This window comes from Kocuria arenosa (genome assembly GCF_042879215.1).
Taxonomy (GTDB): domain Bacteria; phylum Actinomycetota; class Actinomycetes; order Actinomycetales; family Micrococcaceae; genus Kocuria; species Kocuria arenosa.
The window spans coordinates 35,663-62,062 of sequence record NZ_JBHZTA010000002.1 but is presented as its reverse complement, the minus strand read 5'-3'; the positions used below and the strand labels follow the sequence as shown (position 1 = coordinate 62,062).

At 72.8% G+C, this 26,400-nt stretch carries 19 protein-coding genes and 2 tRNA genes; 5 read left to right on the top strand and 16 right to left on the bottom strand.

The features are described 5' to 3' along the window. Nucleotides 1–175: 175 nt before the first annotated feature. On the bottom strand, nt 176–3,526 hold the full coding sequence (locus ACFYE3_RS03675; protein ID WP_387606129.1) for an Rne/Rng family ribonuclease: 3,351 nt from the start codon (nt 3,524–3,526) through the stop codon (nt 176–178). A gap of 416 nt (nt 3,527–3,942) precedes the next feature. On the opposite strand from ACFYE3_RS03675, the gene ACFYE3_RS03670 reads away from it, so the two are divergent. Then, nucleotides 3,943–4,575 carry a vitamin K epoxide reductase family protein gene (locus tag ACFYE3_RS03670; protein ID WP_387606126.1) on the top strand — a complete coding sequence of 211 codons (633 nt, stop codon included), beginning with the start codon at nt 3,943–3,945 and terminating at the stop codon, nt 4,573–4,575. A 105-nt stretch (nt 4,576–4,680) separates the two neighbouring features. Here the strand turns inward: ACFYE3_RS03670 and ndk are convergent, their stop codons facing one another. From ndk to ACFYE3_RS03645, 5 genes are all read right to left on the bottom strand, one after another. Continuing rightward, a complete protein-coding gene (gene ndk, locus ACFYE3_RS03665) occupies nt 4,681–5,097 on the bottom strand; it encodes a nucleoside-diphosphate kinase (RefSeq protein WP_368819956.1) in 417 nt (138 codons plus the stop codon). 43 nt (nt 5,098–5,140) lie between these two features. After that, nucleotides 5,141–5,575: a DUF4233 domain-containing protein gene (locus ACFYE3_RS03660; RefSeq protein ID WP_387606123.1), complete on the bottom strand. Its 435-nt coding sequence runs from the start codon at nt 5,573–5,575 to the stop codon at nt 5,141–5,143. A gap of 64 nt (nt 5,576–5,639) precedes the next feature. After that, nucleotides 5,640–7,013 carry a bifunctional folylpolyglutamate synthase/dihydrofolate synthase gene (locus ACFYE3_RS03655; RefSeq protein ID WP_387606121.1) on the bottom strand — a complete coding sequence of 458 codons (1,374 nt, stop codon included), beginning with the start codon at nt 7,011–7,013 and terminating at the stop codon, nt 5,640–5,642. Then, nucleotides 7,010–10,393: an isoleucine--tRNA ligase gene (ileS, locus tag ACFYE3_RS03650; protein WP_387606119.1), complete on the bottom strand. Its 3,384-nt coding sequence runs from the start codon at nt 10,391–10,393 to the stop codon at nt 7,010–7,012. Before ileS ends, ACFYE3_RS03655 begins: the two co-directional genes overlap by 4 nt. Nucleotides 10,394–10,765: 372 nt before the next feature. After that, entirely contained in the window at nt 10,766–11,545 is a 780-nt protein-coding gene (locus ACFYE3_RS03645; protein WP_387606117.1) for an SDR family oxidoreductase, read from the bottom strand. A gap of 113 nt (nt 11,546–11,658) precedes the next feature. On the opposite strand from ACFYE3_RS03645, the gene valS reads away from it, so the two are divergent. Then, entirely contained in the window at nt 11,659–14,319 is a 2,661-nt protein-coding gene (gene valS / locus ACFYE3_RS03640) for a valine--tRNA ligase (protein ID WP_387606115.1), read from the top strand. Nucleotides 14,320–14,408: 89 nt separating this feature from the next. Here the strand turns inward: valS and ACFYE3_RS03635 are convergent, their stop codons facing one another. The 6 genes from ACFYE3_RS03635 to ACFYE3_RS03610 all read right to left on the bottom strand — a co-directional run bounded on the left by ACFYE3_RS03635 (nt 14,409) and on the right by ACFYE3_RS03610 (nt 19,745). Further along, a complete protein-coding gene (locus tag ACFYE3_RS03635; RefSeq protein WP_387606112.1) occupies nt 14,409–15,005 on the bottom strand; it encodes a DsbA family oxidoreductase in 597 nt (198 codons plus the stop codon). 64 nt (nt 15,006–15,069) lie between these two features. After that, complete coding sequence (gene clpX, locus ACFYE3_RS03630) at nt 15,070–16,365, bottom strand: ATP-dependent Clp protease ATP-binding subunit ClpX (RefSeq protein WP_387606110.1); 1,296 nt, start codon at nt 16,363–16,365, stop codon at nt 15,070–15,072. A gap of 151 nt (nt 16,366–16,516) precedes the next feature. Further along, nucleotides 16,517–17,194, bottom strand: a complete 678-nt coding sequence (locus tag ACFYE3_RS03625) for an ATP-dependent Clp protease proteolytic subunit (protein ID WP_368819948.1) — start codon at nt 17,192–17,194, stop codon at nt 16,517–16,519. A gap of 61 nt (nt 17,195–17,255) precedes the next feature. After that, nucleotides 17,256–17,921, bottom strand: coding sequence for an ATP-dependent Clp protease proteolytic subunit (locus tag ACFYE3_RS03620; RefSeq protein WP_387606108.1), 666 nt, complete (start codon nt 17,919–17,921; stop codon nt 17,256–17,258). Nucleotides 17,922–18,111: 190 nt separating this feature from the next. Then, nucleotides 18,112–19,563, bottom strand: a complete 1,452-nt coding sequence (gene tig, locus ACFYE3_RS03615; RefSeq protein ID WP_387606107.1) for a trigger factor — start codon at nt 19,561–19,563, stop codon at nt 18,112–18,114. Between the two features lie 109 nt (nt 19,564–19,672). Continuing rightward, nucleotides 19,673–19,745, bottom strand: a tRNA-Pro gene (locus ACFYE3_RS03610). Between the two features lie 227 nt (nt 19,746–19,972). On the opposite strand from ACFYE3_RS03610, the gene ACFYE3_RS03605 reads away from it, so the two are divergent. Beyond that, a tRNA-Gly gene (locus ACFYE3_RS03605) sits at nt 19,973–20,043 on the top strand. On the opposite strand, the gene ACFYE3_RS03600 is transcribed toward ACFYE3_RS03605, so the two are convergent. The 3 genes from ACFYE3_RS03600 to ACFYE3_RS03590 are packed head-to-tail and all read right to left on the bottom strand — an operon-like array spanning nt 20,015 to nt 22,299. After that, entirely contained in the window at nt 20,015–20,854 is an 840-nt protein-coding gene (locus ACFYE3_RS03600) for a methyltransferase domain-containing protein (protein ID WP_387606105.1), read from the bottom strand. The genes ACFYE3_RS03605 and ACFYE3_RS03600 overlap by 29 nt on opposite strands. A gap of 32 nt (nt 20,855–20,886) precedes the next feature. After that, nucleotides 20,887–21,777: an Fpg/Nei family DNA glycosylase gene (locus ACFYE3_RS03595; RefSeq protein WP_387606103.1), complete on the bottom strand. Its 891-nt coding sequence runs from the start codon at nt 21,775–21,777 to the stop codon at nt 20,887–20,889. Next, the gene (locus ACFYE3_RS03590) at nt 21,778–22,299 is read right to left on the bottom strand and encodes a ribose-5-phosphate isomerase (RefSeq protein WP_387606101.1); all 522 of its coding nucleotides are present in this window, start codon (nt 22,297–22,299) and stop codon (nt 21,778–21,780) included. A 261-nt stretch (nt 22,300–22,560) separates the two neighbouring features. Between ACFYE3_RS03590 and pepN the strand changes: the two genes are divergently transcribed. Both pepN and ACFYE3_RS03580 read left to right on the top strand, forming a co-directional pair. Further along, a complete protein-coding gene (gene pepN, locus ACFYE3_RS03585; protein ID WP_387606100.1) occupies nt 22,561–25,128 on the top strand; it encodes an aminopeptidase N in 2,568 nt (855 codons plus the stop codon). Between the two features lie 149 nt (nt 25,129–25,277). Further along, nucleotides 25,278–25,709 (top strand): globin, encoded by a 432-nt coding sequence (locus ACFYE3_RS03580; RefSeq protein WP_387606980.1) that lies wholly within the window; start codon nt 25,278–25,280, stop codon nt 25,707–25,709. A 19-nt stretch (nt 25,710–25,728) separates the two neighbouring features. Here ACFYE3_RS03580 and ACFYE3_RS03575 read toward each other — a convergent pair whose 3' ends face one another. Next, nucleotides 25,729–26,397, bottom strand: a complete 669-nt coding sequence (locus ACFYE3_RS03575) for a hypothetical protein (RefSeq protein WP_387606097.1) — start codon at nt 26,395–26,397, stop codon at nt 25,729–25,731. Nucleotides 26,398–26,400 lie beyond the last annotated feature (3 nt).

Below are 26,400 nucleotides of genomic sequence, written 5' to 3'. Positions count from 1 at the left end.
GGCGGCCGCTCTCCCCGGCGGACGGGACGGCGGCCCCGGGTGTGCTGTGGTGCGCACCACGGTACGCCGCCGCGAGGGGGCCGGGCGGACCGGGACGGTCCGTGACGGTCCGCGACGACGGAGGACCCCGACCGTGCTGGTCGGGGTCCTCCGTCGTCCTGCTCGGCGGGGCGGCTCAGCCCCGGTCGGCGGGCCTGCCGCTGGTGAGGTCCTCGGCCTTGACGCCGACGCCGACGACGGTCGGCGCCCGGCGGGAGGAGTCCTCCGGGGAGCGCTGGGCGACGGCCTTGGCCTCGTGCCGGGCGCCCTCCGCGGCGACCGCCTGGCCGGCGGTCACCTCGGCCTCGCCCGGCCGTGCCGCCGGGGCCGAGGCGCGCCGGGAGCGACGACGGGGCCGTGCCGGCTCGGTGCTCGCCTGCTCCGGAGCCGCCGACGGGGTGGGCACCAGCTGCTCCGCGCTCTCCCGCGCCACGGGCTCCTGCGTCGCTGTCTCCCGTGCCACGGCCTCCTGCGCGGCGGTGACCGCCTCGGGGGTGACCTCCTCGGCGGTGGCCTCCTGGGGAACGGAACCGGCGTCCGGCGCCGTCTGCCCGAGGACCTCCGCGAGCGAGTCCAGGCTCAGCGGCCGGGCCTCGGCGGGCTCCTCGACGACGGCGTGGCCCTGCGGCAGCTCGATGACCTCGCCGTTGATCGTCAGGCGCGATCCCGGCTCGGCCGGTGACCCGTCCGCGGGGACCTGGTCCGGTGCGGCCGGGGCGGGGCTCTCCCCCGCGTCCGGCTGCTGCTCGGCGGCGTTCTCCGCGCCCTGGCCGCGGTTGCGGCTGCGCTTGCCGCGACGCTTCTTCCGGGAGCGCCCCGAGCCCTCGGGCCGGGACTCCGCCTGCTGGGCGGTCTCCTCGGCGAGCTCCGGCGTCTCCGCGGCGGCCTCCTCGTGGTGGGTGGCGGCGGCGATCGTCGCGAACGCCGTCCGCGCGGCCTCGGCCTTGGCCCTCTCCGCGGGATCGGGCTCGGCGGACCGCTGCTCCGTCCGGGCGGGCTGCTGCTGCTCGCTGCGGCCCCCCCGTCCGCGCTTGCGCTCCGTGCGGTTCGGCCGCTGGTCGCGGGACTCGCCCGTGGCGCCGCCGGTGCGGCCCTCGAGCGGGTGGTCGTGGACCACCACGCCGCGACCGGCGCAGTGCTCGCACGGCTCGGAGAACACTTCCAGCAGGCCGGTGCCCATGCGCTTGCGCGTCATCTGCACGAGGCCCAGCGAGGTCACCTCCGCCACCTGGTGCTTGGTGCGGTCCCGGCCCAGGCACTCCACCAGCCGGCGCATCACGAGGTCCCGGTTGGCCTCGAGCACCATGTCGATGAAGTCGATCACGATGATCCCGCCGATGTCCCGCAGCCGCAGTTGCCGCACGATCTCCTCGGCCGCCTCCAGGTTGTTCTTGGTGACGGTCTCCTCGAGGTTGCCGCCGGAGCCGGTGAACTTGCCGGTGTTCACGTCGACCACCGTCATCGCCTCGGTGCGGTCGATCACGAGCGATCCGCCCGAGGGCAGGAAGACCTTGCGCTCGAGCGCCTTCTGGATCTGTTCCTCCACGCGGTAGTTCACGAACAGGTCCTCGTCCTCGTCCCACTTCTGGAGCCGGTCGAGCAGGTCCGGCGCGACGTAGGTCACGTACGCCTCGATGTTGTCCCACGCCTCGTCGCCCTGGACGACCATGGTGGTGAAGTCCTCGTTGAAGACGTCGCGGACCGTCTTGATCGTCAGGTCCGGCTCCGCGTAGAGCATCTCGGGCGCGAGCGTCCTCGTCGACCCGGACCGCTCCTGGATCTGCTCCCACTGGGCGCGCAGCCGGTTGATGTCGTGGGTGAGCTCCTGCTCGGAGGCCCCCTCGGCGGCGGTGCGGACGATGACTCCCGCCCCGTCAGGCAGCCGGTCCTTCAGGATCTTCTTGAGCCGGGCGCGCTCGACGTCGGGCAGCTTCCGGGAGATCCCGGTCATCGACCCGCCCGGGACGTAGACCAGGTACCGGCCGGGCAGGGAGATCTGGCTCGTGAGCCGGGCGCCCTTGTGCCCCACCGGATCCTTGGTGACCTGCACCAGGACCGAGTCCCCGGACTTCAGCGCGACCTCGATGCGGCGGGGCCCGCCCTCGACCCGCGACGCGTCCCAGTTCACCTCGCCGGCGTAGAGAACGGCGTTGCGGCCCCGGCCGATGTCGATGAACGCGGCCTCCATGGACGGCAGCACGTTCTGCACCTTGCCCACGTAGACGTTGCCGATCAGGGAGTCCTGCTGGGTGTGCGAGACGAAGTGCTCGGCCAGGACGCCGTCCTCCAGGACGCCGATCTGGATCCGGTTGTCCTTCTGCCGGACCAGCATCTGGCGCTCGACGGACTCGCGGCGGGCCAGGAACTCCGCCTCGGTGATCACCTGGCGGCGGCGGCCGGTCTGGCGGGAGTCGCGCCGGCGCTGCTTCTTGGCCTCGAGCCGCGTGGAGCCCTTCACGGCCACGACCTCGTCGGCCGTGGCGGTCTCCGCGGCGCGGGGCGCCCGGACCCGGGTCACGGTGTTGGGCGGATCGTCGTCGCTGCCGCCCACGAGCTCCATGTCGACCTCGCCGCGGCGGCGGCGCCGACGGCGTCGACTGGTGGCGCCCCCGCCCGACCCCTGTCCGGCCTCCTCGCCCTCGTCGGCGAGCTCCGCCGTGTCCGGTTCCTCGGGGCTGTCGCCCGGGTCCTCGGCGGAGGCGTTCTCCTCCTGCTGGCGGCGCCGCGCCTCCCGGCGGCGGGCGGCGCGCTGCTGGGCGGCCTCGCGCAGCTCGTCGAGGTCCGGGGCGTGGAACATCAGCGAGGTTGCCGTCACGGCGGCGGCCAGCGCCGTGCGCGGCTCCCCCTCGTCGTCGGTGTCCTCGTCGGTGTCCTCGTCGGTGTCCTCGTCGGTGTCCTCGTCGGCGTCCGGGGCAGGGTCCTGCGCGGCGCTGGTCGGCGCGTCCTCGGCCGGTGCGGACGGGGCCTCGGGGCCCAGGTCCTCGGCCTCGCCGGCGGGCTCCACGCCCTCGGCGGACTCCTCGGCACCGGGCGTGCCGGGTGCGGGGTTCCCGGGCGCCGCGGCCTCCTCGGCCACCGCACCGGGGCGCTCGTCGCCCGGCACCGCGGTCCCGGGCGCGACGTCGAGGGTGTCGGTCCCCGCGGCGTCGCCGGTGGCCGGCGCAGCGTCCGGCACGGGCTGCGCGGCCTCCGACGGCCCGTCGAGGACGTCGCCCGGAGCCTCGGCCGGGATCTCCGGGGCGGTCGGCGACGGCTCGTCGAGGACGTCACCCGGCACCTCGGCCGGGATCTCCGGGGCGGCCTCCGGCGCGGCCTGCGACGGCTCGTCGAGGACGTCACCCGGCGCCTCGGCCGGGGTCTCTGGGGCGGTGTCCTGCACCGTTCCCTCCGCCACCGGGAGGTCCCGGCGTGCGTCGTCCGATGTGTTCTGCTGACCAGCGTCCGAAGCGTCCTGCGCCCCGGCCTGGTTCACCTGTTCGGCATCCATATACAGCTGTGCTCCTGCCGCGGTACGCCGTCCGTACCCGGTCCCCGCAACGGCTTGGTCGGCGTAACGCCGGTGGGGGTCCACGCGGCGGCCAGAAGTCCTGTGCGTACCCGTCGCGTCCCGCACACCCCGCGAACGGGCGGGGACGGCAACGAGCCAGTCCGGGGCTTCGAGCCGTTGCTCACGAGGGCAACGGTCTTGAGCCGGCGGCGGACGCGCTCAATCCGATGAGAGCCGCGGGTCCTGCCGACCTGGGGTCGAAGTCCGACTGGGCCGAGATCCCGCGTACGGGCGGGCACGACCGTGGCCAGTATCTCACAGACGTCCCGGTCCGGGCCGGATTGGCCTCGTCACGGCTCGCAACCCTCCCGCGCGGGTCCGGGAGAGCTCCGGGGCGCATCGCCTAGGATCGGCGTGTGACCTCCACTCCTCCCACCCTCGACGGCTCCCCCGCCGTGTCCCACGGCCACGACGCCCGCGCCGACCGGCGCTGGGGACTGGTGGCCCTCGTGACCGCCCTCCTGGGCTTCTACGGCGCCGCCACGCTGGTCTACGAGCGGCTCCAGCTCTTCCTCGACGCCGGTCACCGCACCAGCTGCGACATCAACTCGTGGCTGTCCTGCGGCACCGTCATGCGCACGCCCCAGGCGGAGGCCTTCGGCTTTCCCAACCCGTTCATCGGCATCGTGGCCTACGCGGTCGTCGTGGCCGTGGCGCTCGCGGTGCTGGCCGGCGCCCGGTTCGCCGCCTGGTACTGGTGGGGGCTGCAGATCGGGGTGACCCTCGGCTGGGTCTTCGTCCTGTGGCTGTGGTGGCAGACCACCTTCGAGATCAACGCCCTGTGCCTGTACTGCATGCTCGTGTGGGTGATGCAGACCGTCCTGCTCGTGCACACCACGGCCCGCAACCTGCGCGCCGGGGTGCTGCCGGCTCCCGCCGGCGTGGCGCGGGGCGCCGGCCAGTGGGCGTGGTTCGTCTCCGCGGCCCTGCTCGTGCTGCTCTTCGGGACGGTCCTGGTCCGGTTCGCCGGGGTCATCCTCCCGGCCTGAGCCCGCCCGGGGCCGCCGGTGCCTCCGGGCACGGCACGGTCCCGGCCACCGACGACGACGGCCTCCGCCCGTGCTGGGCGGAGGCCGTCGTCGTCGGGTCCGGGCTCAGCCGAACCAGATCCCGATCTCGCGCTCGGCGGACTCCGGGGAGTCGGAGCCGTGCACGATGTTCTGCTGGACCTTCTCGCCCCAGTCCCGGCCGAGGTCGCCGCGGATCGTGCCCGGCGCGGCGGTGGTCGGCTCGGTGGTCCCGGCCAGGGACCGGAAGCCCTCGATCACCCGGTGGCCCTCGACGACGGCGGCCACGACCGGACCGCTGAGCATGAACTCGACGAGCGGCTCGAAGAACGGCTTCCCCCGGTGCTCCGCGTAGTGCTGCTCCAGCACGGAGCGCTCCGCGTGCAGCAGGCGCAGGTCGGCCAGGCGGTAGCCCTTCGCCTCGATCCGGGCGAGCACCTCGCCGGTGAGGCCGCGGGCCACGCCGTCGGGCTTGACGAGGACGAGGGTGCGTTCCGTGGTCATGGGGGTCCTTCCGAGGTGCGGGTCCAGGATGTCGGTGCCCAGCCTAGCCGTCCGGGTGCTCCCGCTCCCACTGCGCCTGGGCGGCGTCGCGGGCGGCGTTCTCCCGGTCCAGCCGCGCCCCGGTGCGCACGGCGTACCACCAGGCGAGCACGGACAGCCCGCCCACGAAGAACATCGTGGGGAGCACGAAGCCCGTGGCCAGGAACACGGCCTGCAGGGCCCACCCGACGGTGTACCCCCAGGACCGGCCCAGGACGGCGGGCGCCAGTCCGAGGAGGAGGGCGAGCCCGGTCCCGCCGGCCAGGATCGCCGTCCGGGCCCCGTCCCCCAGCTCGCGGCCGAGGACCCCGTAGGCGGTGAGGGCGGCGAAGAACGCGATGAACGCCTCCATGACCAGCACGGAGGAGGCGAACATCGTGCGGATCGACCGCCGCGGCCGGGGCTGCCCGGGGCGCCGGTCGCGCTGGGCTCTGGTCATGCGTGCCACGTGGGACGGGTCCTCTCCTGCGGGGGGTGCGGTCGGTGCGGGGCGCGGCGCACGGTCACAGCCCCAGCAGCGTACGGGCCTCGCCGACCACGGTGATCGAGCCCGTGACCAGCACGGCGCCGTCGAACTCCGGGCGGGCGGCGGCGTCCTGGACGGCCTCGGTCATCGCGTCGTCGAGCTGGGTGACGGCGTGGACGACGTCCTCCGGGAAGCCGAGGTCCACGGCGAGCTCCACGAGCTCCTGCGGGTCCACCGCCCGGGGCGAGGAGGACCGGGTGAACCAGAACTCGGTGTGGAACTCCTCGTACTCGTCCAGCAGGACCCGCAGCATGGCCTCGGCGTCCTTCTCCTGGAGCACGCCCACCACGAGGTTGAGCTTCCCGAACGTGAAGGCCTCCTTGAGTGCGGCCGCCGCGGCCGTGAGCCCGTGCGGGTTGTGCGCGGCGTCGAGGACCACCGGGGGCGCCTTGCGGGCCAGCTCCAGCCGGCCTGGGGACTCGACGGCGCCCAGGCCGGTGCGGACCAGCTCGGGGTTGAGCTCCTTCCCGCCGCCGCCCAGGAAGGCCTCCACGGCGGCGACGGCCAGGGCGGCGTTCTCCGCCTGGTGGGCGCCGAACAGCGGCAGCAGGACCTCGGGATACCGGGCGGCCAGGCCCTGCAGGGTGAGGACCTGTCCGCCCACGGCCGTGGCGCGGGCCTCCACGCCGAACTCGACGCCGCCGAAGCGGAACGGGACGCCGAGCTCCCGGGCCCGGGAGAGGAGCACCTCCGCGGCCTCGGGGTCCTGCGCGGCGGAGACGAGGAACCCCCCGGGCTTGAGGATCCCGGCCTTTTCCGTGGCGATCTCCCCGAGCGTGTCGCCGAGCATGTCCGTGTGGTCGAGGTCGACGGGCGTCACCACGGACACCGCGGCGTCCGCCACGTTCGTGGCGTCCCAGGACCCGCCGATGCCCACTTCGAGGACGACGACGTCGACCGGCGCGTCCGCGAAGACCGCGAACGCGAGCGCCGTGACGGTCTCGAAGTAGCTGAGCCGGGGCTCGCCCCGCTCGGCCAGCTCGGCGTCCACGAAGCCGAGGTAGGGGGCGATCTCGCCGTACACGCGCACGAAGGTCTCGTCGTCGACGGGCGCGCCGTCCACGCTGATCCGCTCGGTGACCCGGGAGAGGTGGGGGCTGGTGTAGCGGCCCACCCGCAGATCATGGGCGAGCAGCAGGGCCTCCACCATCCGTGCGGTCGAGGTCTTGCCGTTGGTGCCGGTCAGGTGGATCACCGGGGCGGCGCACTGCGGCTCGCCGAGGACCTCCATGGTCCGGCGCATCGCGTCGAGGCGCGGGGCCATCCGGTTCTCGGGGGCGCGCTCGAGCAGCCGGGCGTAGACCTCCTCGACGGTCTCCGCGCCGCCGGTCTCCGCGAACGGGGCGCTCATGCCTGCACCGCCCCGGCGTCGGCGGTGGCGCTGGGGGCGGCGCCGGTAAAGGTGCCGGTGGAACTCCCGGTCGGGGCGCCCACGACGGACACGGCCACGGCCGGTTCGCCCACGCGCAGCTCGAGCTCGGCGGAGAGCGTCTCGCCGGCCACGAGCCCGCGGTTGGCCTCGAGCGCGGCGACCGTCCGCTCGTCGGCGGTGACGACGGTGCGGATCCGGTCGGAGACCTGGAGGGCGGCGTCCTTGCGGGCCTGCTGGATGGCCCGGACCATGTCCCGGGCGGTGCCCTCTGCCTCAAGTTCGGGGGTGAGCTCGGTGTCGAGGACGAGGAAGCCGCCGCCGGGCAGGACGGCCACGGCACGGGAACCGGCCGCGGCGTCTTCCGCCACGACGGTCTCGAGCTCGTACTCGCCCTCCTGCAGCGCCGTTCCGCCGGCGGTGACGGTGCCGTTCTCCGCGGTGGACCAGTCCCCCGCCTTGGCGGCCCTGATGACGGTCTGCACGCCCTTGCCCAGGCGCGGGCCCGCGGCGCGGGCGTTGACCCTGAGCTGCTGGGAGATGCCGAACTGCTCCGCGGAGGCCTCCGCCGCGTCGAGCAGGGTCACCGATCTGAGGTTCAGCTCGTCCGCGACGATGCGCTCGAAGGTGCCCGCGAGTTCACCACCGCCGGGGACGACGACGGTCATGCCGGCCAGCGGCTGGCGCACGCGCAGCTGGTGAGCCTTGCGCAGGGCGGAACCGGCCGAGCAGATGCTGCGGGTCGTCTCCATCCGCGCCACCAGGTCGGTCTCGGCGGGGAACAGCGACGCGTCCGGCCAGTCGGTCAGGTGCACCGAGCGCCCGGCGGTCAGCCCGCGCCAGATCTCCTCCGTGACCAGGGGCAGCAACGGGGCGGCCACGCGGCAGACGGTCTCGAGGCAGGTGTACAGGACGTCGAAGGCGACGGTGTCCTCGTCGAAGAACCGGTCCCGGGAGCGGCGCACGTACCAGTTGGTCAGGGTGTCCATGTAGGAGCGCAGGCGCTCCGCGGCCCCGGAGACGTCGTAGCGGTCGAAGGCGTCCTGCACGTCCGTCACGAGCCGGCCGGTCGCGGCCAGCACGAAGCGGTCCATCACGTTTCCCGATTCGTGGCGGGTGCGCGCCTCGTAGCCGGCGCCGCCGTTCGCGGCGTTCGTGTACAGGCCGAAGAAGTGGTAGACGTTCCACAGCGGCAGCATCATCTGGCGCACGCCGTCGCGGATGCTCTGCTCGGTGACCACCAGGTTCCCGCCGCGCAGGATGGGGCTGGACATCAGGAACCAGCGCATCGCGTCCGCGCCGTCCCGGTCCAGGACCTCGTTGACGTCCGGGTAGTTGCGCAGGGACTTCGACATCTTCTGCCCGTCCGAGCCCAGCACGATGCCGTGGCTGATGACGTTGCGGAACGCGGGGCGGTCGAACAGCGCGGTGGCCAGGATGTGGAGCGTGTAGAACCAGCCGCGGGTCTGGCCGATGTACTCCACGATGAAGTCGCCCGGGTTGTGGGTCTCGAACCACTCCCGGTTCTCCATCGGGTAGTGCACCTGCGCGTAGGGCATGGACCCGGAGTCGAACCAGACGTCGAGCACCTCGGGGACGCGGCGCATCGTGGCGCGGCCGGTCGGGTCGTCGGGGTTCGGGCGGGTCAGCTCGTCGATCCACGGCCGGTGCAGGTCGACCTCGCCGCGGTCGTTCACCGGGAGCCGGCCGAAGTCGGCCTCCAGCTCCGCGAGGGAGCCGTAGACGTCGCGGCGGGGGTGCTCGGGGTCGTCGGACTCCCACACGGGGATGGGCGTGCCCCAGTACCGGTTGCGGGAGATCGACCAGTCGCGGGCGTTCTCCAGCCACTTGCCGAACTGGCCGTCCTTGACGTTCTCCGGGATCCAGGTGATCTGCTGGTTGAGCTCGACCATCCGCTCCTTGATCCGGGTGACCTCCACGAACCAGGAGGACACGGCGCGGTAGATCAGCGGGTTCCGGCAGCGCCAGCAGTGCGGGTACGGGTGCTCGTAGCTGGCCTCCCGGACCAGCCGGTCCTGGGCCCTGAGATCCCGGACCACCGTGCGGGCCACGTCCTTGTCGAAGACGTTGCGCCCGGCGATGCCGGCCAGGGGCGCCCCGGGGGCGAGCCGCTCGTCCTCGAAGAGCCGGTAGAACACCCCGGACTCGTCGAGGGAGAGCACCACGGGGATGTCGTAGCGGGCGCAGACGTTCTGGTCGTCCTCGCCGTAGGCGGGCGCCTGGTGCACGAGCCCGGTGCCGTCGGTCGTGGTGACGTAGTCGGCCACGACGAACTGCCAGGACGTGCCCGTGCCGAAGCGCTCGGCGTCCGCGAAGTAGTCCCACAGCCGCTGGTAGCGCAGCCCTTCGAGGTCCGCCCCGCGGTGCCGTGCGGTCACCGCCGCGGCCGCGGCCGCCGCCGGGTCCTCGGCCCCGCCCCAGCCGAGGTCCTTGGCGTAGGCGCCCAGCAGCTCCTCGGCGACCAGGAAGCGACGGCCCGCGAGCTCGCCGGCGCCAGGGACCACGGCGTAGACGATGTCGGGGCCCACGGCGATCGCCTGGTTGGTCGGCAATGTCCAGGGCGTGGTGGTCCAGGCGAGGGCCTCCACCCCGGCGAGCTCGGCGGCCAGCTCGGGCCGGACCGCCCACGAGGCGTCGTCGAGCACGGGGAACGTGACGGTCACCGTCTGGTCCTGGCGGTCCTGGTAGACGTCGTCGTCCATCCGCAGCTCGTGGTTGGACAGCGGGGTCTCGTCCTTCCAGCAGTAGGGCAGGACGCGGTAGCCGGAGTAGACGAGGCCCTTGTCGTCGAGGGCCTTGAACGCCGCGATCACGGACTCCATGTAGTCCGGGTTGAGGGTCTTGTAGTCGTTGTCGAAGTCGACCCAGCGGGCCTGGCGGGTGACGTAGTCCTGCCACTCGGAGGCGTACTTCATCACGGAGGACCGGCAGGCGTCGTTGAACGCCGCGACGCCCATCCGCTCGATCTCCTGCTTGTCCGCCATCCCGAGCTGCTTCATCGCCTCGAGCTCGGCGGGCAGGCCGTGGGTGTCCCAGCCGAAGCGGCGCTCCACCCGGCGGCCCTGCTGGGTCTGGTAGCGGGCCACGAGGTCCTTGACGTAGCCCGTCAGGAGGTGCCCGTAGTGCGGCAGGCCGTTGGCGAAGGGCGGGCCGTCGTAGAAGACGAACTCGTTGGAGCCGTCCCGGCCGGGGTCGCGCTGGTCCACGCTGGCCTGGAACGTGCGGTCCTGCGCCCAGTAGGCGAGGACGCGCTCCTCGACGGCCGGGAAGGCGGGCGCCGCGGGCACGCCGCGGGCCGCGGGGTCGGTGGTCGCCTTGGGGTAGACGGGCTGGTCTGACACGGGGTCCATCCTCGTTCTGACGTCGGTGCTGCTCGTGCGGGTCAGGGTGCAAGGACGCTGCCGGCCGGTCGCCCGGGGCGGAACGCGGTACCACCTCGCTTGCGCCCCGGGCCCCCTGGGGGGACGCGGGTGCGCCGCTCGTGACTGCTGTGACGGGCTTACCCGTTCGGCTCTACTGGGGCGCTCCCCGTGGCGGGGCGGGCCTGTTCTTCCGAAGACTCCCCGGTGATGGCCGGATCGACGCCGTGATGACTGCTCCCATCTTAACCCACCGGGAGCGCGCCGAGGTTGCTGCTGTCGGCGACCCGGCGGGCCGCGGTGGCCGACGGCCGTGACCTCGGCGGAAGGAGCTCGCAACCTCGGCGGGGAGAGCTACTGGTCGCGGATCAGCTTGTGCGGGGCCGCCTGGGCGACCGGCTTGATGGTCACGGTGTCGAGGTCCACGTGGTGGGGCAGGTTCACCGCGAAGGCGCACACCTGGGCGACGTCCTCGGAGGTGAGGGGCTTGTCCACGCCCGCGTAGACCTTCTCCGCGGCCTCCTGGTCCCCGCCGAGGCGGTTGAGGGAGAACTCCGGCGTCTGCACGAGACCCGGGGCGATCTCGACGACGCGCACGTTGTGCTCGGCCTCCTCGAGCCGCAGCGCCTCCGTCATGGCCCGCTCGGCGAACTTCGCGGCGTTGTAGCCGCCGCCGCCCTCGTATGCCCGGTGCGCCGCGAGGGACGTGAGGTTCAGGACGGTGCCCTCGCCGTTCGCGCGCAGCGCCGGGAGGAGGGCACGGGTCAGGCGCATCGTGCCGAGCACGTTGACCTGGAACATCCACTCCCAGTCCTCGGTGCTGGCGTCGGCCACGCGGTCCGTGCCGCGGGCGCCGCCGGAGATGTTGAGCAGCGCGTCCACGCGGCCCTGCTCCTCCAGCACCCGGTCCCGGAGGGCCTCGACGTCGGCGTCCGAGGTGATGTCGCACGGCGCGGGGACGGCCCCGGTCTCCCGGGCCAGGGCCTCGAGCCGTTCGGCGCGGCGGGCCACCGCGTAGACGGTCCAGCCGCAGCGGCGCAGCTCGCGCGCCGTGGCCTCCCCGATGCCGGTCGACGCGCCGGTGACGACGGCGACCTTGCCGGTGTGCGTGTTCGAGCTCTGCTGATCGGTCATGGGCCCCACGCTAGCCGGGCGCCGGGCGCCGCCCAAGCATCCGGACGCCGGCACCGGGACGCCGGCACCGGGACGTCGGGGCGCGCGCCGGGGCTCGTGAGAGACTGGTCGGCATGGCTGACAACACGCAGGGCACAGACACGCCCGGAACCGCACCGGAGACCACGCCCGAGACCACGCCCGTGACCGTTCCCGACAAGCCCGCGCTGGAGGGCCTCGAGCAGAAGTACGCGCAGAAGTGGCGCGAGGAGGGCACCTTCGCCTTCGACGAGGACACGACCCGTGAGCAGGTCTACTCGATCGACACTCCCCCGCCGACCGCCTCGGGCTCCCTGCACGTCGGCCACATGTTTTCCTACACGCAGACCGACGTGATCGCCCGTTTCCAGCGGATGAGCGGCAAGAACGTCTTCTATCCGCTGGGCTGGGACGACAACGGCCTGCCCACCGAGCGCCGCGTGCAGAACTACTACGGTGTGCGCTGCGACCCCACCCGGCCCTACGTCGAGGGCTACCGCCCGCCGGAGCAGCCCGCGAAGAACCAGCGCGACTGGGACGTGGTCTCGCGCAAGAACTTCATCGAGCTGTGCGAGGAGCTGGCCGTCGAGGACGAGTTGGTCTTCGAGCACCTGTTCTCCACCCTGGGCCTGTCCGTGGACTGGACCCGCACCTACCGCACCATCGACGCCCGCTCCCGGGCCGTCTCCCAGCGCGCCTTCCTCCAGGACCTCGCGGCCGGCAACGCCTACATGGCCGAGGCCCCCACCCTGTGGGACGTCACCTTCCGCACCGCCGTCGCCCAGGCCGAGCTCGAGGACCGGGAGCGCGAGGGCACCTACCACCGGGTGGCCTTCCACCGTCCCGGCGGCGAGCCGGTGCACATCGAGACCACCCGCCCCGAGCTGCTGCCCGCGTGCGTGGCCCTCGTGGCCCACCCGGACGACGAGCGCTACCAGCCGCTGTTCGGCACCACGGTGCGCTCCCCGCTGTTCGACGTCGAGGTCGAGGTGCGGGCGCACCCGTTGGCCAAGCCGGACAAGGGCTCCGGGATCGCCATGATCTGCACCTTCGGCGACCTCACCGACGTCACGTGGTGGCGGGAGCTGGACCTGCCGACGCGCGCGCTGATCGGCCGTGACGGCCGCTTCGCGAGCGAGACGCCCGAGTGGATCGCCGCGGGCGCCCCGGCAGAGCGCTACGCCGAGGTGGCAGGCAGGACGGTGTTCTCGGCCCAGCAGGCGGTCGTGGACATGCTCCGCGCGTCCGGGGACCTGGACGGCGAGCCCCGGAAGGTCATGCACCCGGTGAACTTCTACGAGAAGGGCGACAAGCCCCTGGAGGTCGTCACCTCCCGCCAGTGGTACCTCCGCAACGGCGGCCGCGACGCCGACCGGCGCGAGGCGCTGATCGGGCGCGGGCGCGAGATGGACTGGCACCCCGCGTTCATGCGCTCCCGGTACGAGAACTGGATCGAGGGCCTGCACGGCGACTGGCTGATCTCCCGCCAGCGCTTCTTCGGGGTGCCGTTCCCGGTCTGGTACCGGCTCGACGCCGACGGCAACCCGGACTACGACGCCCCCGTCCTGCCCGCCCTCGACCAGTTGCCCGTGGACCCCGCCGCCGACCCCGCCCCCGGCTTCGACGAGTCCCAGCGGGGCCGGCCGCACGGCTTCACGGGCGACCCGGACGTGCTCGACACCTGGGCCACGTCCTCGCTGACCCCCCAGATCGCCACCGGCTGGGCGTTCGACGAGCAGCTGCACGCCAACACCTTCCCGATGGACCTCCGGCCCCAGGGCCACGACATCATCAGGACCTGGCTGTTCTCCACGGTGGTGCGCTCCGAGTCGCTGGCCGGCACGGTGCCCTGGACCAACACCGCGCTCTCCGGGTGGATCCTCGACCCGGACCGCAAGAAGATGTCCAAGTCCAAGGGCAACGTGGTGGTCCCCACCGAGGTGCTCGAGAACTACGGGGCCGACGCGGTGCGCTACTGGGCCGCCTCCGCCCGCCTGGGCGCGGACACCGCCTACGACGAGGGGCAGATGAAGATCGGCCGCCGGCTGGCCATCAAGCTGCTCAACGCCTCGAAGTTCGTCCTCGCCCAGGGCGTCACGGAGGCCTCCGTGCTCGGCGCCGGGGCGTCCGCGGACGTGGTGACCGACGCGGTCGACCGGGCGCTGCTCGCCCAGCTGGCCACGGTCGTGGAGCGCGCCGGCCAGGCGTTCCGGGACTACGAGTACGCCCGGGCCCTGCAGCTCACCGAGCAGTTCTTCTGGACCTTCACCGACGACTACGTCGAGCTCGTGAAGGACCGCGCGTACGGGGCCCGCGGGGAGGCCGCGCAGGCGTCCGTGCACGCCGCGCTCGCCACGACCCTCGACGCGCTGCTGCGCCTCTTCGCGCCCGTCCTGCCGTTCGCCACGGACGAGGTGTGGTCCTGGTGGCGCTCCGGCTCCGTGCACCGGGCGTCGTGGCCGGGCGTCGAGGGCTTCGCGGACGCCGTGACCGACGCCGACCCGGAGGTGCTCACGACCGTGGGCGAGGCCCTCTCCGGGCTGCGCAAAGCCAAGTCGGAGGCCAAGGTCAAGCAGCGCACCGCGGTGCGCTCGGCGACCATCACGGCCGCCGCCGAGGACGTCGCCCGGCTCGAGGCGGGACTGGGTGATCTCAAGGCCGCCGGCAACGCCGCCGAGCTCGTGCTCGTCGCCGGGCCCGAGGGCCTGGCCGTGCGCGACGTCGAGCTGATCCCCGCGGAGGAGCCGGCCAGGTAGCGCCGGCCCGGCACGCAGCACGAGGGCCCGGCCGCCGCGGCGGCCGGGCCCTCGTGGCGTCCGGTGCTCCGGACCCGTCCGGGGACGGGTCAGGAGAAGTCCGGGCCCTGCTCCCGTCCGCGCTTGAGCTCGTAGAAGCCGGGGTAGGAGGCCAGGGCCAGGGAACCGTCCCAGATCCGCGCGGCGTCCTCCCCCGTCGGGGCGGGGGTGAAGACCGGCCCGAAGAAGCCGACGCCGTTGACCGCGATGCACGGGGTGCCGATGTCCTCGCCGGCGACCGCCCGGGCGGCGTCCGTGGAGGCGCGCAGCGCGTCGTCGAACTCGGTGGAGTCCTTGGCCGCCGCGAGCTCCGCCGGCAGGCCGGTCTCCTCGAGCGACTCGTGGATGATCTGCTCCAGGTCCTCCACCCCGCCGGGGTGTCGCCGGGTGCCCATCGCGTCGTAGAGCTTCTTCAGGTACTCGTCACCGTGGGCGCGGGCCGCCGCCTCGACCACGCGCACCAGCCACATCGACTTCTGCTGGCCGTGGTGGTGGTTGTCGGCGTTGTCCTCGTTGAGGATGCCCAGCGAGATGATCCGCCAGTCCACCTCGACGTCGCGCAGGCGCTCGACCTCCTCCATCCATCGGGAGGTCATCCAGGCCCAGGGGCACAGGGGGTCGAACCAGAACTCCACCTTGTCCGTCATCAGGTTCCTCTCGTGCGGGCGTCCGCCGGGGGTGGCGGACGCGTCACCGAGTAGTAGCCACGGCTCAGGCGGTTTTGTTCCGGTTCTGCTCCTCGCGGATCATCTCGTGGGTGATGATCTCCGGCTCGGCCTGCTTGGCCACGGCCTCGGCGGTGACCAGCACGGCGGCGATGTCGTCCCGGCTGGGGAGCTCGAACATGACGGGCTGGAGCACGTCCTCGAGGATGGCGCGCAGACCGCGGGCGCCCGTGCCCCGCTGGATCGCGAGCTCGGCGACGGCGGTCAGCGCCTCGGGGTCGAACGTCAGCTCGACGCCGTCCAGCTGGAACATCTTCTTGTACTGCTTCACGAGCGCGTTGCGCGGCTCGGTGAGGATGCGGGTGAGATCGGCCACCGACAGCTCGCGCAGCGTGGTCACCACGGGCAGGCGGCCGATGAGCTCGGGGATCAGGCCGAACTTCAGCAGGTCCTCCGGCATGACGTCGGCCATCACCTCGTGGCGCGGCCCGCTCTGCTTGAGCTCCGCGCCGAAGCCGATGCTCGTGCGCCCGGCCCGGGAGTCCACGATGTCCTCGAGGCCCGCGAAGGCGCCCGCGACGATGAACAGGACGTTGGTGGTGTCGATCTGGATGAACTCCTGCTGCGGGTGCTTGCGCCCGCCCTGCGGGGGCACCGACGCGACCGTGCCCTCGAGGATCTTCAGCAGCGCCTGCTGCACGCCCTCGCCGGAGACGTCACGGGTGATCGAGGGGTTCTCGGACTTGCGCGAGATCTTGTCGATCTCGTCGATGTAGATGATGCCGGTCTCGGCCCGCTTGACGTCGTAGTCCGCGGCCTGGATGAGCTTGAGCAGGATGTTCTCGACGTCCTCGCCGACGTAGCCGGCCTCCGTGAGGGACGTGGCGTCCGCGACCGCGAAGGGCACGTCGAGCTTGCGGGCCAGCGACTGCGCCAGGTACGTCTTGCCGGAGCCGGTGGGCCCGACCAGCAGGATGTTGGACTTGGCGATCTCGACGTCCTCGTCTCCGGCCGCCGTGGCCAGGGACAGGGGCTTGCCGTTCTCGCCGGCCCGGACCCGCTTGTAGTGGTTGTACACGGCCACGGCCAGCGCGCGCTTGGCGGTCTCCTGGCCGATCACGTACTGGTGGAGGTGCTGGTAGATCTCGTGGGGCGTGGGGAGCTCCTGCTGCTCGAGGTCCTTGACCTCGCTCAGCTCCTCCTCGATGATCTCGTTGCACAGCTCGATGCACTCGTCGCAGATGTAGACGCGCGGGCCCGCGATGAGCTTGCGGACCTGCTTCTGGCTCTTGCCGCAGAAGGAGCACTTGAGCAGATCCGCGGTCTCGCCGATGCGCGCCATGTAACAGTCCTCTGGTCGGGGTACGGGAATCCTCGTCCAGGATAGGCGAGGACCGGGTTCCGCCCCAACACCAGGGCGCCCCGGTGCGCCGCGACCGGTCGGGTCGCAGTGCACCGGGGCGCTGCGGGAGAGCTGCGGCGGGTCGTCCGGGTCAGGAGGTGACGGTCGCGGGCTTGTGGATCTTCCGGGACTCCAGGACGTGGTCCACGATCCCGTACTCCTTGGCGGCGGACGCGGTGAGGATCTTGTCGCGCTCGATGTCGCGGTTGACCTCCTCGGCGGTCTTGCCGGAGTGCAGGGCCAGGGTCTCCTCCAGCCACTCGCGCATGCGCATGATCTCGTTGGCCTGGATCTCGATGTCCGAGGCCTGGCCCCCGCCCTGACCGGACATGGCCGGCTGGTGGATCAGCACGCGGGCGTTCGGCAGGGCCAGGCGCTTGCCCGGGGTGCCGCCGGCGAGCAGCACGGCCGCCGCGGACGCGGCCTGCCCGAGGCAGACCGTCTGGACCTCGGGGCGGATGAACTGCATCGTGTCGTAGATCGCCGTCATCGCGGTGAACGACCCGCCCGGGGAGTTGATGTACATCGTGATGTCCCGGTCGGCGTCCTGCGCCTCGAGCACGAGCAGCTGCGCCATGACGTCGTCCGCCGAGGCGTCGTCGACCTGGACGCCCAGGAAGATGATCCGGTCCTCGAACAGCTTGGTGTACGGGTTCTGCCGGCGGTACCCGTAGGGGGTGCGCTCCTCGAAGTCGGGGAGCACGTAGCGGCTGGTGGGCATGGCGGCCGCGGAACCGGCCGTGGACGAAGGTCCGTGGGTGAAGGTCATGGTTGAGTTCCTCGGAGGTCTGTAAGAGCGTGCCTGATGAAGTGGTGGGACCGCCGAGGTCCTAATCCTGGTCCTTCATGGTCCCGCCGCCGCCGGTCATGGACCCGGCCGAGCTGGCGATGTGGTCGAAGAAGCCGTACTCGAGGCCGCGCTGGGCGTCGAACCAGTTGTCGCGGTCGTTGTCCCGGAGGATCGTCTCCAGGGACTGGCCGGTCTGCTCGGCGGTGAGCTCCGCGAGGCGCTGCTTCATCGACAGGATCAGCTCGGCCTGCACCCGGATGTCCGAGGCGGTGCCGCCCATGCCGCCGGAGGGCTGGTGCATGAGGATCCGGGCGTTCGGGGTGGAGTAGCGCTTGCCCTTGGTGCCCGAGGAGAGCAGGAACTGGCCCATCGACGCGGCCAGGCCGGTGGCCACGGTCACGACGTCGTTGGGGATGAGCTGCATGGTGTCGTAGATCGCCATGCCGGCGGTGACGGACCCGCCCGGGGAGTTGATGTACAGGAAGATGTCCGCCTGCGGGTCCTCGGCGGAGAGCAGCAGCATCTGCGAGCAGATGAGGTTCGCGTTGTCGTCGCGCACCTCGGAGCCCAGCCAGATGATGCGCTCCTTGAGCAGCCGGTTGTAGACGTAGTCGTCCTGGCCGCCCATGGGGCCGCCGCCCTGCAGGCGCGGTCCGGTGGAGGTTGCGTGGGTCGAGCCGAACGGCGACTCGTGAGCGGAGGTCATGTAACAGTGCCTCTTTCGTCCGTGTGGTCCGGTGATCTCTGAACAGAACACTAGTGCCCGCCCCGGGCCCCGGCCGGTCCCCGTCCGGGTTGTTCGCTGATGGCGCATGGTCGGGCCCGCGAGCCCCCGACGGACGAAGGCGCCGCCGCCCCGAGGGGACGGCGGCGCCTTCGGACGGGCTCTCAGGACGTCACTGGGCGGAGTCCGGGGAGTCGGCGGAGTCGGCCGACTCCGGGGAGTCGGCGGACTCCGCGGACTCGGGCGAGTCCGCGGAGTCCTCCTCGGTGCCCGGGGTCGGGGCCGCGGTGGTCTCCTCGGGCTCGATCTCCTCGGCGGCCTCCCCCGCCTGCTCCTCGCCCTGCGGGCGCACGAACTCGGAGAGGTCCACCGTGTTGCCCTCGGTGTCGGTGACCGTCGCATACTCCAGGACCTTGGCCAGAGCCTTGCGGCGGCGCACCTCGCCCACCATCAGACCGGCCTGGCCCGAGGAGTCCAGCAGCTGGGCGAACTGGTTCGGGTCCATGCCGTACTGCTGGGACATGTTGATGATGTAGTCGATCAGCTCGGACTGCTCGACGCCGATCTCCTCGGCCTCGGCGACCGCGTCCAGCACGATCTCGTTGCGGAACGCGTCCTCGGCGTTCTTCTGGACCTCGGCCCGGTGGTCCGCGGTGTCGTGGTCGGCCTCGGCCTGCGGGTTGTCGAAGTGCTGGGCGATCTGCTCGTCGATCACGGCCTGCGGCACGGGGATCTCCACGAGGGCCAGCAGCTTCTCCAGGACCTTGTCGCGGGCCTCGACGCCCTGCTCCACCACGGTGCCCTCGGCGGCCTGCTTCTTCAGGTCCTCCTTGAGCTCCTCGATGGTGTCGAACTCGGAGGCCAGCTGGGCGAACTCGTCGTCGGCCTCGGGCAGCTCGCGCTCCTTGACGGCGGTGACCTTGACCTTGACGGTCGCGTCCTCACCGCTGTGCTCGCCTCCGGCGAGCTTGGTCTCGAAGGTGGCGTCCTCGTCGGCGGAAAGACCGGTGATGGCCTCGTCCATGCCGTCGAGCATCGTGCCGGCGCCCACCTGGTAGGACAGGTCGTTGGCGGCGTCGACCTCCTCGCCGTCGACCAGGGCCTGCAGGTCGAGGGTGACGAAGTCGCCCTCGACGGCGGGACGGTCCACGGTCTTCAGGGTGCCGAAGCGCCCGCGCAGCTCGTCGAGGGCCTTCTGCTCGTCCTCGGCGGACGCCTCGCGGGCCTCCACCTCGACCTCGAGGCCCTTGTAGTCGGGCAGCTCGATCTCGGGGCGCACGGCCACGTCGATCTCGACCTTGATGTCGGCCTCGCGGTTCGCCTCGTCCGGCTTGGCGAGGACCTCGACCTGGGGCTGGGTCAGCGGGGTGATCTCGTTTTCCGCCAGCGCCTGCTGGAAGAAGGTGTTCAGGCCCTCGTTGAGCGCGTTCTCGACGACGAAGTCGAAGCCCACGCGCTGCTCGATCAGCCGCGCCGGAACCTTGCCGCGGCGGAAGCCGGGGACCTGGATCTGGTTGGCGAGCGAGGTGTAGGTCTGGTCGATGAACGGCTTCAGTTCCGCGAACGGGACGTCCACCACGATCTTGACCTGGGTGGGGTTGAGTTTCTCGACGGCGCTCTTCACTTCCGCTGCACTCCTGAGTGGTAGGTCGGTTGGGTCTTCCGGTGCCGTTCTCCGGCCCGGGACAGTCGGGAAGGCGGCTGCCCGGCGTGACCGGGCAGCCGCTCCAACGTCGGGGCGACAGGACTCGAACCTGCGATCTCCTGCTCCCAAAGCAGGCGCGCTAGCCACTACGCTACGCCCCGGTACCTGCAGCCTCGGCTGCAACGACTGTGGTCCGGTGCACGAGCACGGACCACCGGCGAGTCTACCGGCTGGGTGGACGGGGCCGCACCTCGGCCCGCCGGACCCCGCTCTGCCCGGTTCGCGCACGCTCTGCCGGGCCGCGCACCGTGGGGCCGCCCGGCCTCCGGGATTTGACACCGCGCGCGCCGGACCGGTTAATGGGAATGGCCTCGACAGAGCGCTCTGTGGGGATGTAGCTCAATGGTAGAGCCTCAGTCTTCCAAACTGATTACGCGGGTTCGATTCCCGTCATCCCCTCTCCGTGCACGTTCGCCCCGGTCCCCCTGGACCGGGGCGTTCGTCGTTCCGCGGCCGCGCCGGACCGGCGCTCGCGCACCGGCCGGTGTCCGGCCCCGTCCCGAGGCTCGCCGATGTCCGACCCGCTGCTGCGGCCCGGGGACCGTCGGCGACGGGGGCTCGGCACGTCGCACCGGGCCAGACCGACCACCCGCCACACCGCGCCCCGGTCCTCGTGCACGGGGCGCAGCCCGTGCTCCTGCAGGACGGCGAGCATGGCCGCCGGGGAGTGCACGTAGGCGCGGAAGGGCGTCCCGGTCGCGCGGAGACCGAGGTTCTCCAGGGCGGCGAGCGCCCGGAGGAGGCGGTGGCCGGGCGGGTGGCTGAACACGAACAGGCGCGTCGCACGGCCCGCGGCGGCACCCAGGAGCCGCGCGTGGTCGGGGTAGCAGCACACCACCCGGTGCAGCACCACGACGTCGTGCGGGGCGACCGCCTCTGGGTCCGCGGCGATGTCCAGCTGCCGCCGCTCCACACGGCCGGACATGCCGGCGGCGGCGGCCAGCTCCGCGGCGTCGGCCTCGTAGGAGTCCACGAGCTCCAGGTTCGTGGTCCGCGCGGCGCCCCGGCGCAGCAGCTCGAGCTGGATCGCGCCCACGCCGCCGCCGATCTCCAGCACGCTGGCCTCCTCCAGTTCCTGGGTGGCGAGGAACTCCACGACACGCCGGGAGGCGCGGTCCAGTCCCCGCCGCCGGTACCGGCGGGCGAGGCGGCGTGCGAAGCGGGGGCCGAAGACGCGCTGGTAGCCGGCCGCGCCGCAGCAACTGGACATGGCTCCAGGCTACGCCGCGGCCCAGGGCACGGTCAGCGCTGGCAGGACGGGCACCAGTAGAGCGTGCGCCCCTCCAGCTCCCCCGCGACCACGGGCGTCCCGCACCGGCGGCACGGCAGGCCCTGGCGCTTGTAGACGAGGTGGGCGTGCTCGGGCCACGCCTGCGCCTCCTCGATCCCCGGACGGTCGGCCGGGTCGGTCGTCACGATCCGGCCCAGCCGCACGCCGGTGCGCATGAGGGCCGCGTTCTCCGCCCACAGCTCCCGCAGCACGGGCTCGCCGAGGGCTCGCCCCGGCGTCATGGGGTCCAGTCCGCGGCGGAAGAGCGACTCCGCGCGGAAGATGTTGCCCACCCCTGCCACGACGGCCTGGTCCATGAGCAGCGCGCCCACCGGGCGGCGGCTGCGACGCACCGCTGCCGTGAAGGACGCGGGGTCCGCGTGCGGGTCGAGCGGGTCCGGGCCCAGCCTCGCCCGGGCCGCCTCGGCCTCGGCGGAGCTCTCGAGCACGCACAGCGACGGCCCGCGCAGGTCGGCCCAGCCCTCCTCCCCGACCAGGCGCACGCGCACCGCCCCCACCGGCGCCGGCGGCACCAGCGGGCCGGTGGGGGCGGCGTCGTCGTCGTGCACCTCCCGCTCACCGATCCGGCGCGGGGCCCCGATCGAGGAGGCGCCGCGGAAGCGGTCGTTGCCGCCGAAGCTCCACGCGCCGTAGAGGCCGAGGTGCGAGCGCAGCACGCGGTCCCCGGCGAAGTCGAGGAACAGCTGCTTGCCGTGGGCCCGCGCCCCCTCGAGCACGGCGCCGTCCAGGGCGGCCGCCCCGCCGGCGAAGCGCCCCTGCGGGGAGCTCACGGACAGGGTCTGTCCCACGAAGCAGTCGGCGAACTGGCGGGCGAGGCGGTGGACCGAGTGGCCCTCCGGCACTCAGGCCTCCCGGGCGGCCGGGAACTCGCGCGGACGCAGGTCCTCGAGCTTGCCGGCGACCGTGCCGGTGGACTCGTACTCGCCGATCTGCGCGATCCGGCGCTCGTGGCGCTCGTCGCCGGAGAAGGGCTCCGCGAGGAACGCCCGGACGATCGCCAGCGCCTCCTCCTGGGGGTGCTGGCGGCCGCCGACCGCCACGACCTGGGCGTCGTTGTGCTGGCGCGCGAGCCGGGCGGTGTCCAGGTTCCAGGCCAGGGCGGCGCGGATGTCCTCGACCTTGTTCGCGGCGATCTGCTCGCCGTTGCCCGATCCGCCCAGGACGATCCCGAGGGAGTCGAGCCCCGCGTCCCGGTCCGCCCGGACGGCGCGGGCTGCGCTGATGCAGAACGCGGGGTAGTCGTCGAGGGCGTCGTACTCGGCGGGGCCGTGGTCGACGAGGTCGTAGCCGGCGGCGACGAGCTCCTCGACCAGGTAGCGGGAGAGGTCCAGGCCGGCGTGGTCGGTGGCGATGTGGACGCGCATGGGCGGCGTGCTCCTGGGGTTCGCGTGGAACGGGGCGGGATCGTGGCGGAGGGCCCGCGGAGGCGGACCGGCCGCCCTCCAGCGTAGTGCGTCGCCGCGGCGGGCGCCGAGGACACCGCAGAGCCTCGCGGGGCGGCCGGGACCCGGCTGACATAATGGGACGATCCCCTGCGGCCCACCGGTCGCGGACGCCCCGACCACGACGCGATCCCGACCCGACCCCGACCCCGACCCCGACCCCGACGAGAGGACGGCACTGAAGTGCCCGGAACCAACCTGACCCGCCAGGAGGCGGCCGCGCGGGCCGAGACCGTGGCGGTGGACGCCTACGAGGTGGTCCTCGACCTGACCCGCGGCGAGCGCCTCTTCCGCTCCACGACCACCGTGCGCTTCCGCGCGAGCCCGGGCGCCACGACGTTCATCGACGCGATCACCGACGCGGTGCACTCCGTGGTGCTCAACGGCGCGGCGCTCGACCCGGCCGAGGTCTCGGACGGCGTGCGGATCCAGCTGCTCGGCCTCGCCCGGGACAACGTGCTGACGGTCGAGTCGGACTGCCGGTACATGAACACCGGCGAGGGCCTGCACCGGTTCGTGGACCCGGTCGACGACGAGGTCTACCTCTACACCCAGTTCGAGGTGGCGGACACCCGGCGGGTGTTCGCCGTGTTCGAGCAGCCGGACCTGAAGGCGCGCTTCGCGTTCACGGTCACGGCCCCCGCGCACTGGACGGTGGTCTCCACCCAGCCCACCCCGGAGCCGGTCCCCGCCGGGGACGGCGCCGCCACGTGGTCCTTCGCCCCCACCCCGGTGGTCCCCTGCTACGTCACGTCGCTGATCGCCGGCCCCTACGCGTCCGTGCACGACGAGCTCACCAGCGCCGACGGCCGCACGATCCCCCTGGGCCTGTACGCCCGCCGCTCGCTCATGGAGCACGTCGAGGCGGAGGAGATGTTCGGGATCACCAAGCAGGGCTTCGAGTTCTTCGAGGCGCAGTTCGGGGTGCCCTACCCGTTCGAGAAGTACGACCAGCTGTTCGTCCCGCAGTTCAACGCCGGGGCCATGGAGAACGCCGGCGCGGTGACCTTCGTGGAGCTCTACGTCTTCCGCTCCCGGCCCACGCAGGCCCGGGTGGAGCGGCGGGCCATCACGGTCCTGCACGAGCTGGCGCACATGTGGTTCGGCGACTTCGTGACCATGCGCTGGTGGAACGACCTGTGGCTCAACGAGTCCTTCGCCGAGTTCATGTCCACCCTCGCCGCGGCGGAGAACACCCGGTACACGGACGCGTGGACCACGTTCGCCGCCGGGGAGAAGTCCTGGGGCTACGAGCAGGACCAGCTGCCCACCACGCACCCCATCAAGGCCGAGATCCGCGACCTCGAGGACGTGCTGGTGAACTTCGACGGCATCACCTACGCCAAGGGCGCCTCGGTGCTCAAGCAGCTGGTGGCCTGGGTGGGCCAGGAGCAGTTCATGGCCGGGCTGCACCGGTACTTCCGGGAGCACGCGTGGGGCAGCACCGAGCTGCGCGACCTCATGGTCCGGCTCGAGGAGGCCAGCGGCCGGGACCTCGACCAGTGGGCCGCGAAGTGGCTCGAGACCGCCGGCGTGAACACGCTGGCCCCGGTCCTCGAGACCGATCAGGACGGGATCATCCGCGCCTTCCGGATCCAGCAGACCGCGCCCGAGGAGCACCCCACGCTGCGCCCGCACCGCCTGGCCGTGGGCTTCTACGACCACGACGGGGAGCAGGGCAAGCTCGTGCGCACGCACCGGGTCGAGCTCGACGTCGACGGCCCGTCCACGGAGGTGCCGCAGCTGGTGGGCCGGGAGCTGCCGGACCTCGTGCTGCTCAACGACGACGACCTCGCCTACGCCAAGATCCGCCTCGACGAGTGCTCCCTGGACACCGCCCTCACCCACCTGAAGAACTTCGAGGACACGCTCCCGCGCGCCCTCGTCCAGGCGTCCGTGTGGGACGGCGTGCACGACGGCGAGACGCCCGCCCGCCGCTACGTGGAGCTCGTGCTCGGCAACATCGCCCACGAGACGGTCTCGACCGGCATCCAGGTGCAGCTGCGCCAGCTGGACACGGTGCTCGACGGCTACGTGGCCGAGCCCCTGCGCGAGTCCACCGTGCACGCGGCCGCCGACCGGCTCCGCCGGCTCACCGAGGAGGCGGCCGCCGGTTCCGACCAGCAGCTGCAGTTCCTCCGGGCCTTCGCCCGGCACGCCCGCACCGAGGAGCAGCTGGTCGTCCTCGAGCAGCTCCTCGACGGGCGGCGCGCCCTGGAGGGCCTGGCGCTGGACACCGACCTGCGCTGGAGTCTGCTGACCGCCCTGTGCGCCGGCGGACGCGCCGGTGACACCGACGTGGACGGGATGCTCGCGCAGGACAACACCGAGAACGGTGCGATCGCGGCCGCCCGCGCCCGGGCCTCGATCCCCACGGCGGAGGCCAAGGCCCGGGCCTGGCAGCAGATCATGGTGGACGGGTCGCTGCCCAACTCGATCCAGGACGCGGCGATCGACGGGTTCCGCACGGCCGCCGACACCTCGCTGCTGGCCCCCTGGGCCGCGCAGTACTTCGCGGCGATCCCCGACGTGTGGCGCACCCGCACCCACGAGCTCGCCCAGCAGATCGCGATCGGCATGTACCCGAACATCCCCGCCCAGGAGACGGTCGACGCCGCGGACGCCTTTCTCGCGGACCTGTCCGAGGACCTGCACGGGCTCCGCCGGCTGGTGCTCGAGCAGCGCGACGCGACCGCCCGCGCGGTGCGCGCGCAGGCCGTGGACGCCGCCTACGAGGTGGCGCGCGCATGAGCGGCGAGCAGCAGCGACCCGGTCCGGGCGGGCACGGTCCCGGCGAGCCCGGCACCACGCCTCCGGCCGGCCAGGACCCGCGCACCGACCCCGCCGCCGCAGCCCCGCCCGGGGCGCGGTCGTTCGCGGTCGGGGCGCCCCTGTCCCAGCTGCGCCGCCCCGTGCCGCAGGTCGGCGACGAGCGGGAGCAGGCCGAGGCGGGCACGGCGTCGTCGTTCTACGACCAGGTGGGCGGGCACGAGACGTTCGTGAAGCTCGTGCACGAGTTCTACGCCCGGGTGGCCGAGGACGAGCGGTTCCGGGCGCTCTACCCGGAGGACGACCTCGGCCCCGCCGAGGAGCGGCTGCGGATGTTCCTCGAGCAGTACTGGGGCGGGCCGACCACCTACTCGGAGCAGCGCGGGCACCCGCGGCTGCGGATGCGGCACGTGCCGTTCCCCGTGGACACGTGGGCGCGCGAGACCTGGCTGACGCACATGCGCGCGGCCCTGGACACCCTGGAGCTCTCCCCGCTGCACGACGGGATCATCTGGGACTACTTCGACCGCGCCGCCCACGCCATGATCAACCGGCCCGGCTGAGGCGGCCCCGGCGCCGAGCTCAGCGCTTGGCCAGCACGTGCCCGCCAGGAGTGCTCAGGCGCACCCAGCGGCCGTTCTCCGCGACGGCGACCTCCGCGCCCGGGCGCAGGAACCCGAGCGAGTACGCGGCGAACGCCGCGCCGTCCGGCAGCGGCGCCCCGGTCAGGCGCCCCGCGAGGGGCTCCGCCCACCCGGAGGAGCGGCCCCAGACCTGCGAGCGCACGGTGTCGACGACGGCGGCCCCCGCGTCCGTGGGCACGGCCCGGGCGACCTCGGCGATCCCGGCCCGGGCGGCGTCCCGCAGCGCGTCCCCGGCGACGTCTCCCACCGGGACCCATCCGCTCAGGGGCGGGGCGATGCCCGCCCACGAGACGTTCGCGTCCACGGGGGGCAGGCCCACCTCCGTGGCGTCCTGGTCCTGGCGCGGCATCCGGTCGAGGACCCCGCCGAGCGGGACGGTGACGTCCAGGGCCTGCTCCTCGGCCAGCGCGGCCGTGCGCAGACCCAGGACCGTGGGCGTGGTGTCGAGCAGGCCGTGGGGCTCGAGCACGCACACGTAGACCCCGAGGGCGCGCCCGCGCGCCTGGAAGCGCACCGCCCCCTGGGGGTCCACCCCGCGGGCCCGGGACAGGTAGGTCCGCAGGTCGGCGACGTCCCGCGGATCCGTCAGCGGAAGGGACCGGCCCACGGG

Excerpts from the sequence above, each read along its gene's own strand:
- ACFYE3_RS03675 (WP_387606129.1), bottom strand. The coding sequence starts at position 3,526 with ATGGATGCCGAACAGGTGAACCAGGCCGGGGCGCAGGACGCTTCGGAC.
- ndk (WP_368819956.1), bottom strand. The coding sequence starts at position 5,097 with ATGACCACGGAACGCACCCTCGTCCTCGTCAAGCCCGACGGCGTGGCC.
- ACFYE3_RS03660 (WP_387606123.1), bottom strand. The coding sequence starts at position 5,575 with ATGACCAGAGCCCAGCGCGACCGGCGCCCCGGGCAGCCCCGGCCGCGG.
- ACFYE3_RS03655 (WP_387606121.1), bottom strand. The coding sequence starts at position 7,013 with ATGAGCGCCCCGTTCGCGGAGACCGGCGGCGCGGAGACCGTCGAGGAG.
- ACFYE3_RS03645 (WP_387606117.1), bottom strand. The coding sequence starts at position 11,545 with ATGACCGATCAGCAGAGCTCGAACACGCACACCGGCAAGGTCGCCGTC.
- valS (WP_387606115.1), top strand. The coding sequence starts at position 11,659 with ATGGCTGACAACACGCAGGGCACAGACACGCCCGGAACCGCACCGGAG.
- ACFYE3_RS03635 (WP_387606112.1), bottom strand. The coding sequence starts at position 15,005 with ATGACGGACAAGGTGGAGTTCTGGTTCGACCCCCTGTGCCCCTGGGCC.
- clpX (WP_387606110.1), bottom strand. The coding sequence starts at position 16,365 with ATGGCGCGCATCGGCGAGACCGCGGATCTGCTCAAGTGCTCCTTCTGC.
- ACFYE3_RS03625 (WP_368819948.1), bottom strand. The coding sequence starts at position 17,194 with ATGACCTTCACCCACGGACCTTCGTCCACGGCCGGTTCCGCGGCCGCC.
- ACFYE3_RS03620 (WP_387606108.1), bottom strand. The coding sequence starts at position 17,921 with ATGACCTCCGCTCACGAGTCGCCGTTCGGCTCGACCCACGCAACCTCC.
- ACFYE3_RS03600 (WP_387606105.1), bottom strand. The coding sequence starts at position 20,854 with ATGTCCAGTTGCTGCGGCGCGGCCGGCTACCAGCGCGTCTTCGGCCCC.
- ACFYE3_RS03590 (WP_387606101.1), bottom strand. The coding sequence starts at position 22,299 with ATGCGCGTCCACATCGCCACCGACCACGCCGGCCTGGACCTCTCCCGC.